Annotated in this window: 11 protein-coding genes; 5 read left to right on the top strand and 6 right to left on the bottom strand. The window is 71.1% G+C overall.

Features of this window, described 5'->3' with window-relative positions; all coding sequences use genetic code 11:
* The coding region (locus tag QR77_RS25460) for a MarR family transcriptional regulator (RefSeq protein ID WP_040024416.1) at nt 1-369 on the bottom strand (369 nt) is incomplete at its 3' end.
* A 156-nt stretch (nt 370-525) separates the two neighbouring features.
* Between QR77_RS25460 and QR77_RS25455 the strand changes: the two genes are divergently transcribed.
* Together QR77_RS25455 and QR77_RS25450 are read left to right on the top strand one after the other, a co-directional pair.
* A complete protein-coding gene (locus tag QR77_RS25455) occupies nt 526-2031 on the top strand; it encodes an APC family permease (protein WP_052489050.1) in 1506 nt (501 codons plus the stop codon).
* The gene (locus QR77_RS25450) at nt 2028-2984 is read left to right on the top strand and encodes an ROK family protein (RefSeq protein WP_052489049.1); all 957 of its coding nucleotides are present in this window, start codon (nt 2028-2030) and stop codon (nt 2982-2984) included. The genes QR77_RS25455 and QR77_RS25450 overlap by 4 nt, the downstream gene beginning before the upstream one ends.
* 76 nt (nt 2985-3060) lie before the next feature.
* On the opposite strand, the gene QR77_RS25445 is transcribed toward QR77_RS25450, so the two are convergent.
* Together QR77_RS25445 and QR77_RS25440 are read right to left on the bottom strand one after the other, a co-directional pair.
* Entirely contained in the window at nt 3061-3465 is a 405-nt protein-coding gene (locus QR77_RS25445) for a VOC family protein (protein ID WP_040024415.1), read from the bottom strand.
* A 135-nt stretch (nt 3466-3600) separates the two neighbouring features.
* Nucleotides 3601-5094, bottom strand: coding sequence for a PLP-dependent aminotransferase family protein (locus QR77_RS25440; RefSeq protein ID WP_040024414.1), 1494 nt, complete (start codon nt 5092-5094; stop codon nt 3601-3603).
* 47 nt (nt 5095-5141) lie between these two features.
* Here QR77_RS25440 and QR77_RS25435 point away from each other — a divergent pair, with 47 nt between their 5' ends.
* On the top strand, nt 5142-5657 hold the full coding sequence (locus tag QR77_RS25435; protein WP_040024413.1) for a carboxymuconolactone decarboxylase family protein: 516 nt from the start codon (nt 5142-5144) through the stop codon (nt 5655-5657).
* 108 nt (nt 5658-5765) lie between these two features.
* Nucleotides 5766-6473, top strand: a complete 708-nt coding sequence (locus tag QR77_RS25430) for an isocitrate lyase/phosphoenolpyruvate mutase family protein (protein ID WP_040024412.1) — start codon at nt 5766-5768, stop codon at nt 6471-6473.
* Nucleotides 6474-6576: 103 nt separating this feature from the next.
* Here QR77_RS25430 and QR77_RS25425 read toward each other — a convergent pair whose 3' ends face one another.
* The gene (locus QR77_RS25425; protein ID WP_040024409.1) at nt 6577-6933 is read right to left on the bottom strand and encodes a hypothetical protein; all 357 of its coding nucleotides are present in this window, start codon (nt 6931-6933) and stop codon (nt 6577-6579) included.
* A 168-nt stretch (nt 6934-7101) separates the two neighbouring features.
* Here QR77_RS25425 and QR77_RS46890 point away from each other — a divergent pair, with 168 nt between their 5' ends.
* Nucleotides 7102-7260 carry a hypothetical protein gene (locus tag QR77_RS46890; protein WP_160310952.1) on the top strand — a complete coding sequence of 53 codons (159 nt, stop codon included), beginning with the start codon at nt 7102-7104 and terminating at the stop codon, nt 7258-7260.
* 12 nt (nt 7261-7272) lie between these two features.
* Here QR77_RS46890 and QR77_RS25420 read toward each other — a convergent pair whose 3' ends face one another.
* On the bottom strand, nt 7273-8253 hold the full coding sequence (locus QR77_RS25420; protein ID WP_040024408.1) for an ABC transporter substrate-binding protein: 981 nt from the start codon (nt 8251-8253) through the stop codon (nt 7273-7275).
* Between the two features lies 1 nt (nt 8254).
* On the bottom strand, nt 8255-10225 hold the full coding sequence (locus tag QR77_RS25415) for an ABC transporter permease subunit (protein WP_040024406.1): 1971 nt from the start codon (nt 10223-10225) through the stop codon (nt 8255-8257).
* Between the last annotated feature and the right edge of the window lie 113 nt (nt 10226-10338).

Raw genomic sequence — 10338 nt, 5'->3', positions numbered from 1 at the left:
GGCGGCCCGCAGCCAGTCGCGGCCGACGTCGACCCCGATCACGTACCCGGCCGACGGATCGGCCTCGTAGAGCACGGCGGCCCTGCCGCGCCCCGGCGCCCGGCTGACCTCGCCGGTCGCGCGGACCAGGCCGGCCCGCTCCAGGCTGGCCAGCGCCGCGGAGACGGTCGGTTTGGACAGGCCCGTCGAACGGGCGAGTTCGGCACGGGATGTGGTGCCCGCAGCGCGGAGCGCGTCCAGCAGCACACGTTCGTTGAAGCCGCGGAGCACCCCGTGGTTCCACCGTCGGCCGTCGGCCTCGGACAGGCGCGCGCCGCCCGCGGGGTCGTCGTCACCCGTCACACCGTTCAGGATCGTCCCCCTGGCCATGCTTCCTCCGTATTACGTCCAGCTTACGAGACGAAGAGACCGGAACCCGGGGCGAAAACGGTCTTCTGCCGACCCCTTGACCCCATTTAGTAAGACACCTTAACTTGTCCGGGTCGTCATCGCCTTGACGAGTCCTTGACGGAGGAGGTGGGCCGGATGGCCGATACCGACCGGACGTCCGCGAAGGCCGGCACCGGTTTCGTACGCCGGATCGGCCAGTTCCAGGCAAGCGCGATCAACATGAGCCAGATGGTCGGCATCGGGCCGTTCATCACGATCCCCGCGATGGTGCTGGCCTTCGGCGGACCGCAGGCGATCATCGGCTGGGCGGCCGGAGCCGTACTGGCCCTCGCCGACGGCCTGATCTGGGCCGAGCTGGGCGCTTCGCTCCCGGGCGCCGGGGGCTCGTACATCTATCTGCGCGAGGCGTTCCAGTACCGGACCGGGCGGCTGATGCCGTTCCTGTTCACCTGGACGGCGATGCTGTTCATCCCGCTGATCATGTCGACCGGTGTCGCGGGGTTCGTCCAGTACCTGACGTATCTGTGGCCGTCGATGAGCGAGGGCCAGGGTGATCTGGTCGGGCTCGCGATGTGTGTTGCGGTGGTCGCGCTGCTGTGGCGGCGGATCGAGTCGATCGGCAAGCTCGCCTCGCTGCTCTGGGTGATCATGATCATCAGCGTGGCGTGCGTGATCATCGCGTCGTTCACGCACTTCAACGCCGCCGACGCCTTCACCTATCCGGCGCACGCGTTCGCGCTGGGCTCCGGCAAGTTCTGGCTGGGCTTCGCCAGCGGTCTGACCATCGGCATCTACGACTACCTCGGCTACAACACCACCGCCTACATGGGGGCCGAGATCAAGAACCCGGGCCGGGTGCTGCCGCGCTCCATCATCTACGCGATCTTCGGCGTGATGACCATCTATCTGCTGATGCAGATAGGAACGCTCGGGGTGGTCAACTGGAAGGACATGATCGACCCGTCCAACCCGGCCTCGCAGTCGGTCGCCGCCGTGGTGCTGGAGAAGGTCTGGGGCAAGACGACGGCGGACGTGATCACCGTACTGATCCTCATCACCGCCTTCACCTCGGTCTTCGCCGGACTGCTCGGCGGCTCCCGGGTGCCGTACGACGCGGCGCGCGACAAGGTGTTCTTCAAGCAGTTCGGACGGCTCCATCCCAAGCACCGCTTCCCGACCCTCAGTCTGCTGGCGATGGGCGTGATCACGGCGGCCGCTTTCCTGCTCAGCCGCCATGTCGGCACCTCGGCGAAGACACCGCCGCTGACCGTGCTGATCACGTTCCTGACCACCGTCATGGTGATCGTCCAGTCCTTCGCGCAGATAGCGGCGGTGACGGTGCTGCGCAGGAGGCAGCCCGACCTCAAGCGCCCGTACCGGATGTGGCTCTACCCGCTGCCGAGCATCGTCGCGCTGGTCGGCTGGCTCAGCGTCTATGTGTTCGCCGACAAGAACAACCCCGGCCTTCATCCGATCGAGTGGTCGCTCGGCTGGGTGGCGCTGGGCGGGATCGCGTTCCTGATCTGGGCCAAACTCGAACACACCTGGCCGTTCGGGCCGAAGGAGATACGGGAGCAGTTCCGACACGCGCCTGAGGGGGCCGACGGAACCGAGCAGCGCGATCCCCAGGAGGCCGTGTGAGTACGGGTGCGCGCGCGGGTACGGGTGCGCGCGCGGCCGGCGGCGGGGACTTCGTCCTGGGCATCGACGTGGGCGGTACGAAGATCGCCGTCGCCACCGCCACCCGCGCCGGGCGCGTCCTGAAGTCCGACCGGATCGACACGCTCGCGCCGTACGGTGCGAAGCAGGCGGTCGAGCGCGCCCTGCGTACCGCCGACCGCCTGCGCGCCGAGACCTCGGCGGAGACCGGTGGGGTGTGCCTGGGCGCGGGCGCGGTCAGCCCCGGTGTCGTGCACGAGGACCGCATCATGTTCGCGCCGAACATTCCGGGCTGGGAGGATCTCGCGCTGCCCGCCCTCGTACGCGACGGGCTCGGCCTCTCCACGGTCGCCTGCGCCAACGACGTCAGGGCGGGCGGCGTCGCCGAGGCCCGGTGGGGCGCGCTGCGCGACGCCGACCCGGGGATCTTCCTCAGCCTCGGCACCGGAATCGCCGCCGCCGTGATCGTCGGCGGGCGCGTGCTGGGCGGTGCCCATGGGGCGGCCGGGGAAATCGGCTATCTGGTGCACGATGCGGGCGACACCGCCGGAGTCGCCTCGGGCCGGGCGCCGCTGGAGGAGTACGCGGCCGGCAGCGGGCTCGCCCGGCGGGGCGCCGAGGTGCTGGGCGGCGCCCCCGACGCAGCCGAGCTGTTCGCGTCGGCGGACCCGAGGGCGCGGGAGCTGGTGACGGACGCACTGGACCGCCTCGCCGTCCAGGTCGCCAACATGGCCGTCGTACTCGACCCCCGGCGCATCGCGGTCGGCGGAGGCATGATGGCCTCGGCCGGCCGGATCATGGCAGCGCTGGACCCGAGACTGCGCGAAATGGTGCCGTTCCCACCGGAGTTGGTCGTCGCCCACTACCTGGAGGACTCGGCGCTGTACGGCGCTCTGGCGCTGATCCTGGACGAGGTCGCCCCCACGGACACGTGAGGGCGACCTCTTACCTGACGGGCCTCTTACCTGACGGGCCTCGTACCTGACCGGACCTCGTACCTGACCGGTGCGCCTATCGCTCGCCCTCGCCCTCGGCGAAGCCGCCGTAGGGCCGGGTGATCGCCTCCAGGCCGTGCCCGCCCGGGTCCAGGAAGTAGACCCCGCGCCCGCCGTCGTTGTGGTTGATCTTGCCGGGCTCCTTGCCGTGCGGGTCGGCGTAGTACGTGAGGCCCTCCTCCCGCACCCGCTGGAAGATGCCGTCGAACTCAGCCTCGGTGACAAGGAAGGCGTAGTGCTGGCGCACGATCGACTCGGGCGGAACGGTCGCGAAGTCGAGGGTCACGCCGTTGCTCAACTCGACGGGGACGAAAGGCCCCCACTCGGCTCCTACCTCAAGACCGAAGATACGACCGAGGAATTCGGCGGACTCCCGGTTGTCCCGGGAGAAGACGATGGTGTGATTCAACTGAACTGACACGATTGATTGCCTCCGTAAGGCAACTCGCGGCCACCTCCATGCCTCACCCGGCCGGTGACCGACACGCGATGCCGCACGCACCGCCAAGTCTAATGCGGAGCGGAAAACTTCGCGCTCTTTGAGCCGAGCCCCCGCTTACGGCAGCGCCCGGCACAGGGCTTCCAGGGCGCCCGTCCAGGCGCTGTCCGGTGGGGTGCCGTAGCCGACCACAAGTGCGTCCCGCTGCGGCAACTCCCCACCCGGGGAAGGGAAATCGTGCCGGAACTGGGCCATGCCGACGATCGCGAGGCCCCCTCTGGCCGCCCCCTCGACCACCGAACGCTCGGTGCCCGGCGGGAGTTCGACGATGGCGTGCAGTCCGGCCGCGATGCCGGTGACCCTGATGTGCGGGGCCCGCTCGGCGAGTTCGGCGACCAACTGGTCGCGGCGGCGGCGGTAGCGCAGCCGCATCGACCGCACATGGCGGTCGTACGCGCCCGAGGCGATGAACTCGGCGAGGGTGAGCTGGTCCAGGGCGCTCGACCGCAGGTCGCCCGCTCCGCGCACCTCGGTGACCTCTCTGACCAGTTCCTCCGGGAGCACCATCCAGCCGAGCCGCAGCCCCGGCGCCAGCGACTTGCTCGCCGTACCGAAGTACACCACCCGGTCAGGGTCGAGGCCCTGGAGCGCGCCCACCGGCTGCCGGTCGTACCTGAACTCCCCGTCGTAGTCGTCCTCCAGGATCAACCCCCCGGTGGCGCGCGCCCAGTCCACCGCCGCCGCGCGCCGGTCCGGGTGCAGGGCGACCCCCGTGGGGAACTGGTGGGCGGGTGTCATCAGCACCGCCCCGATTCCGCGCTCTCTCGTCAACTCCTCGGTACGCGCCCCGCGTTCGTCGACGGAGAGGGCCGGGAGCCGCAGCCCGGCGTCCTTGAGCAGGTCGCGGGACTGGTCGAGGCCGTACGCCTCGATCGCCACCGCCCGCACCCGCCGGTCCTTGAGCACGCGCGCCATCAGCGTCAGCCCGTGGTGGAAGCCGGAGCAGATGACGATCCGGTCGGGGTCCGCGTACACCCCGCGGGCCCGCGCCAGGTAGTCGGCGAGGACGGTACGCAGCTCGACCCGGCCGAGCGCGTCGCCGTAGCCGAAGGCCTCGTGCGGCGCCGCCGTCAGCGCGCGGCGCGCCGCGGCGAGCCACTGCGTACGGGGGAACTCGGCGAGGTCGGGCGTGCCGGGCAGCAGGCTGTACTCGGGGTGGCGCCACGCCGGACGGGTACGGGGAGCCGGCTGCGCCGCCTTGCGCGGCGCGGCCCGCCGGGTCACCCGGGTGCCCGAGCCCTGCCGGGCGGTGAGCCAGCCTTCGGCGACCAGTTCCGCGTAGGCGTCGGCCACGGTGTTACGGGCGATGCCCAGGTCGGCGGCGAGCGTACGGGACGAGGGCAGCCGGGTGCCGGGGACCAGCCGGCCCGTCCGTACGGCCTCGCGCAGGGCGTCCATGAGCCGGGCGCGCAGACCGGTGCCGCCGCCCGGGTGCGCGCCCGTGCCTGCCCCCGCCCCCGCGCCCGCTCCGGCTCCCCGCAGCTCAAGGTGCAGGTCGGCGCCGAACGCGGCGAGGGCGTCGCGCTCCTTATTGGCCCAGGAATCCGTCATGGGAATGGACCATACCTGTGCGCCACTGAGCACGTAACTTCGGAGGCATGACGACAACGGCGAACGAAGCGCGGGCAAACAAGAACCTGCTCCCCGAGCACACCCCCCGGCTGGACATGGCGAAGCTCGCCCCCGAGGTCTACAAGGCCATGGTCAGGCTGGACGCGGCGGCCAGGAAGGGCGTCGAGCCGATCCTGCTCGAACTCGTCAAGATCCGCGCCTCGCAGATCAACCACTGCGCCTTCTGCATCGACATGCACACGAAGGACGCCCTGGTGGCCGGCGAGTCGGTGGAGCGGATCATCCAGCTCAGCGCGTGGGAGGAGTCGCAGCACTTCTACACGGCCAAGGAGATCGCCGCGATCGAGCTGACCGAGGCGGTCACCGTACTGACCGACGGCTTCGTCCCCGACGAGGTGTACGCGAAGGCCGCGAAGGAGTTCGACGACACCGAACTCGCCCACCTCATCGCCGCGATCACCGCGATCAATGCCTGGAACCGCTTCTCGGTGTCCAGCAGGAGCGTCCCGGGCCACTACACACCCGGTGCCGTCAAGCACTGAGCAAGCACTGAGCGCAGCCATGGGCGCGGTCGGACCACTCGGACCGCGTCGATGTCACCCTCCGCACGCCCGCCGCACGCCCTCCGGACAAGTGAAGAAGTGACCACCATGACGTTCCGCGCCCTGCACCACGACCGCGCCCCCGGCGACCCGCTCGTGCTCCCCGGCCCGTGGGACGTGGCGTCCGCCCGCGTCTACGCCGACGCCGGATTCCCGGCGCTCGCCACCCCGAGCGCCGGGATCGCCGCCTCGCTCGGTTACGAGGACGGCTCGACGCCGGCGGACGAGATGTTCGCCGCGGTGGCCAGGATCGTCCGCGCCGTCTCCGTCCCCGTATCGGCGGACATCGAGGGCGGTTACGGCCTGTCCCCCAAGGAGGTCGTCGCGCGCCTGATCGACACCGGCGCCGTCGGCTGCAATCTGGAGGACTCCGAGCACCACACCACCCTCAAGGACCCCCGGCGGCACGCGGACTGGCTCGCCGAGGTACGCGCCGAGGCCGGCGCTGACCTCTTCATCAACGCGCGCGTCGACACCTTCGTCGTCGGTACGGGCGACCCGGCCGACGCGCTCGAACGCGCCCGGCTGTACGTGGCCGCCGGCGCCGACTGCGTCTACCCGCTCCTGGCGCCCCCGGAGGCGTTCGCGGTGCTGCGCGCGGGCATCGAGGGCCCCGTCAACATGGCCGCCACGCCCGACAGCGCGACGGTGGCGGAACTGGGCAGGCTGGGTGCGACGCGCGTCACCTTCGGCCCCGGGCTGCAACGCGCCGCGATGGCGGCGGTCGCCGAGACCGCCGCTTCGCTGCGCGGCTGAGACGGCCGTCGGGGCCGATCCGGGGGGGCCGGCCCCGCCGGTCCCGGGTCATCCGGTCCCGGGTCATCCGGTCCGGGGCCATCCGGTCCGGGTCCGCCGGCTCTCAGGTGGTGGCCGGCCCCGCCGCGTCGGTCTTCTCGGCGGCGACCGCCTGCTTCATCAGGGCGACCGCCTGCCGCAGGCTCAGGCCCGGCTCGGCGTCACGCAGTGCCTTGACCGCCGACACCGAGTCCAGCGCGCCGGTGAACCCCGCGTCCTCGACCCGTCGCAGGGCCCACCGGCCGCCCAACTCCTCGTCCGACGAGGCCTCGACCTCGACGGCGAGCGCCAAGGCCCTTTCCAGGCCGGGACGTTCCCCCTCGGATGCCTGGCCGAGCGCCCCGCGCAGCGCGAGGACGAGCTGATGCACGTCCCGGACCACGAGTACCGGCAGCGGATCCTGCTTGGTAAAGATCGACATGCCGGGTTCCTTCCCACGCCAGGCCCGCTTGCACGCGAGTTGAGCCACTTCTGAGCATTGCCGGGTATCGCCGACGCGTCGCCGGATGCCCCGCTGTTGACGGAGTCATGAGCCAGTGCGGGTGGTCCCTGCCCACTGCCCCTGTGACACTGGTGGGGGAGGCATGTCATGGCACAGTTCGTCGTCGAGTGCAGCAAGGGACACCACTTCACCACCCAGTGGGTCCCCCTGATCTCGTTCAAGGCCGTCCGGCTCGGCTCCGAGCGGTACCAGTGGTGCCCCTCCTGCCGGCACTTCCGGATGATCCACCGCGTCCAGGCCGCCTGAGGCACGTGCCCGCTACTTCCTCGGCAGCCACTTCTTCCACACGGGCCCGTTCGCCTTGACCCACTGCCCCGCCGCCGCCTCCGGGGAGAGCCCCTTGTCGGCGATGAGCAGCGCCACCGCGTTCTGGTCGTCGGTGGTCCAGGTGAAGTTCTTCAACAAGTTCGCCGCCGGGCCGCCCTTCTTCGCGAAGTCCGCGTTCAGGAACTTCTGGAGCGGGGTGACCGGATACGCGCAGGTGATCTTCGCCAGATCGGAGTCGCACCCCTCCTTGTACGGGGGCAGCTTCACCTCCGTCATCGGTACGGTCCTGAACAGCCACTGCGGCTTGTACCAGTAGCTGAGGAAGGGCTTCCTCTCCTTGGCGAACTGCTTGATCTGCGTGATCTGCGCCGCCTCCGACCCCGCGAAGACGACCTGGTAGTCCAGCCCCAGGTTCTTCACGAGCGCCTTGTCGTTCGTCACGAACGACGGTGAGCCGTCGATGAGTTGGCCTTTGTCGCCGCTCTCGGCCGTACGCAGTTGATCCGCGTACTTGTCGAGGTTGTGCCAGTCGGTGACGTCCGGGTGCTGCTTGGCGAAGTACGTCGGCACGAACCAGCCGATGTGCCCCGTCACCCCCAGGTCCCCGGCCCCCACGATGGTCTTCTTGTCGGTGACGTACCGCTTCTCCTGGTCCGGGTGGCCCCAGTCCTCCATGATCGCGTCGACCCGGCCCTGGCTGAGCGCGTCCCAGGCCGGCACCTCGTCGACCTGCACGGTGTCCACGCGGTAGCCCAGCTCGTGTTCGAGGAGGTACTTCGCCACGGCGACGTTCGCCTGGGCGCCGACCCAGGACTGGACGGAGAGGGTGACGGTCCTGGAGCCCTGCGCGTTGGCGTACGGCGACGCCTGTTTGGTCATGTCGGCCGCGCCGCAGCCGCTCAGGGTGAGCAGCGCGCAGGTGGCCGCGGCTACGGCTGCGTACGTACGCGTACGGGCGTGGATACGGGCCATGTCAGGCCGCCTTCCTGTTGCGGGCGCGGCGCTGCGTCGGCTGCGTGACCCGGTCGAGCATCAGGCCGAGGCAGACGATGGCGGCGCCCGCGACCAGGCCGGTCGCCAAGTCGCCCTGGGCGAGCCCGAAGACGACGTCGTAGCCGAGCGCTCCCCCGCCGACCAGGCCGCCGATGATGACCACGGCGAGCACCAGTACCACTCCCTGGTTGAGCGCGAGCCGCAGCGCGGGCCCGGCCAACGGGAGCTGTACCTGCCGCAGTTGCTGGTTCGGGGTCGCTCCCAGCGAGCGCGCGGCCTCCAGCGCCGCCGGGTCGACCCCACGCAGGCCCTGGGTGGTGATGCGTACGACGGCGGGCAGCGCGTACACCACGGCCGCGGCGACCGCCGGGGCGCGCCCGACGCCGAACAGCGCGACCACCGGGATGAGATAGACGAATTGCGGCAGTGTCTGGAACACATCGAGTACGGGGCGGAGCAGCGCCTCGAACCTCGCGCTGCGCGCCGCTGCGATCCCGGCGGCGAAGCCGATGACGAGGGTGACGGCGACGGCGGCCAGCACCTGCGACAGCGTGTCGAGCGACGGCTTCCACACCCCGAGGACACCGATCGCTGCCATGGCGAGTACGGCGGTCAGCGCGGTCTGCCAGGTGCCGATCAGCAGCGCCAGCGCGGCGACGATCAGCAGCAGGCACCACCACGGCAGCGCCTGGAGGCCGCCGCGCAGCGGGTCGAGGATCCAGGTGGTGAAGCGTCCGGCCCAGTCGGCCGTACCGCCGACGACGGGGACTCCGGAGTAGAGGTGGTCGGTCATCCAGGCGACGGCGCTGTCGACGGGCCCGGCGATGTCGACGTTCCAGCTCGCGGGCCACAGGAGCCGACGGGTCAGGCGTCCCGCCACCACCACGACGGCGGCGACGGCGACCACGGCGCCCCAGCCGAGCCATCCGCCCCGGCGCCCGGGCCCTTCGGCGGATCCGGCAGAGGCCCCGGCGGCCGCCGTCGTACGGTCCAGCACCACGGCCAGCAGGACGATCGGCAGCCCGGCGGTGAGCGCGTCGCCCACGTCGACGGAGCTGAGCGCCTGGTAGACGCGGTCGCCGAGGCCGCCGGCGCCGATCACGGAGGCGATCACGGCCATCGAGAGCGCCATCATGATCGTCTGGTTGAGGCCGAGCAGCAGCTCCTTGCGGGCGAGAGGGAGCCGTGCGCTCAGCAGCCGCTGGCGCGCTGTCGCGCCGAGCGAGGCGACGGCTTCCATCACGCCGCCGTCGGCGTCGCGCAGGCCGAGCGCGGTGAGCCGGGCCATCGGCGGAGCCGCGTACACGACGGTCGCGAGGACGGCGGCCGGCACCCCGATGCCGAAGATCAGCACCACCGGCAGCAGATACGCGAAGGCGGGCAGCACCTGCATGGTGTCGAGCAGCGGCCGCAGGGCCCGGTTGAGCCGGTCGGAGAGGCCTCCGGCGAGGCCGAGCAGCGCGCCGACCGCCACCGACACGACCACGGCGACGACCATCAGGGCGAGCGTCTGCATGGTCGGCACCCACATGCCGAGGAGTCCGCAGACCGCGAACGACACGACGGCGGTGAGCGCGAGCCGTACCCCGGCGAAGCGCCAGGCGAGCAGTCCGGCGACCGCGGTGACCCCGGCCCAGCCGGCGCCGAGCAGCAGCAGGTAGACCGCGCGCACGGACACCACGACGCCGTTGCTGATGTAGCCGAAGAAGTAGAGGAAGAGCGGGTGGCTGTCGCGGTTGTCGATGATCCAGTCGGTGGCGTCGCCGAGCGGCTTCGTCAGGTCGACGGTGAGCGCGGCGGGCCAGGCCGTACCCGGCCAGCGCGTGACCGCGAGGGGCACCAGCACGGCGGCGAAGACCACGAGCAGCAGCAGTTTGCCGAAGGTTCGGCTCCCCAGTACGGAGCCGAGCGCGCCGCGCGGGGCGGACGAGGGGGCGGTGACCGTGGCCATCAGGCGACCGCCCTTCCCGCCTCCTCCGCGCCGAGGTCGGGTGGCGCCTGGGGGCCGGCCGTTCCGGCGACGACGCCGAGCAGGCACGCGTGGTCGACGACGCCGAGAAGCCG

Source organism: Streptomyces sp. 150FB, from assembly GCF_000818195.1.
In the GTDB taxonomy this organism is placed as follows: Bacteria; Actinomycetota; Actinomycetes; order Streptomycetales; family Streptomycetaceae; genus Streptomyces.
This window is presented reverse-complemented; position numbering and strand designations above follow the sequence as displayed.

Bases quoted from the DNA above. Each gene is read 5' to 3' on its own strand.
- QR77_RS46890 (WP_160310952.1), top strand. From the start codon at position 7,102: ATGGCACAGTTCGTCGTCGAGTGCAGCAAGGGACACCACTTCACCACC.
- QR77_RS25430 (WP_040024412.1), top strand. From the start codon at position 5,766: ATGACGTTCCGCGCCCTGCACCACGACCGCGCCCCCGGCGACCCGCTC.
- QR77_RS25455 (WP_052489050.1), top strand. From the start codon at position 526: ATGGCCGATACCGACCGGACGTCCGCGAAGGCCGGCACCGGTTTCGTA.
- QR77_RS25435 (WP_040024413.1), top strand. From the start codon at position 5,142: ATGACGACAACGGCGAACGAAGCGCGGGCAAACAAGAACCTGCTCCCC.
- QR77_RS25420 (WP_040024408.1), bottom strand. From the start codon at position 8,253: ATGGCCCGTATCCACGCCCGTACGCGTACGTACGCAGCCGTAGCCGCG.
- QR77_RS25440 (WP_040024414.1), bottom strand. From the start codon at position 5,094: ATGACGGATTCCTGGGCCAATAAGGAGCGCGACGCCCTCGCCGCGTTC.
- QR77_RS25415 (WP_040024406.1), bottom strand. From the start codon at position 10,225: ATGGCCACGGTCACCGCCCCCTCGTCCGCCCCGCGCGGCGCGCTCGGC.
- QR77_RS25425 (WP_040024409.1), bottom strand. From the start codon at position 6,933: ATGTCGATCTTTACCAAGCAGGATCCGCTGCCGGTACTCGTGGTCCGG.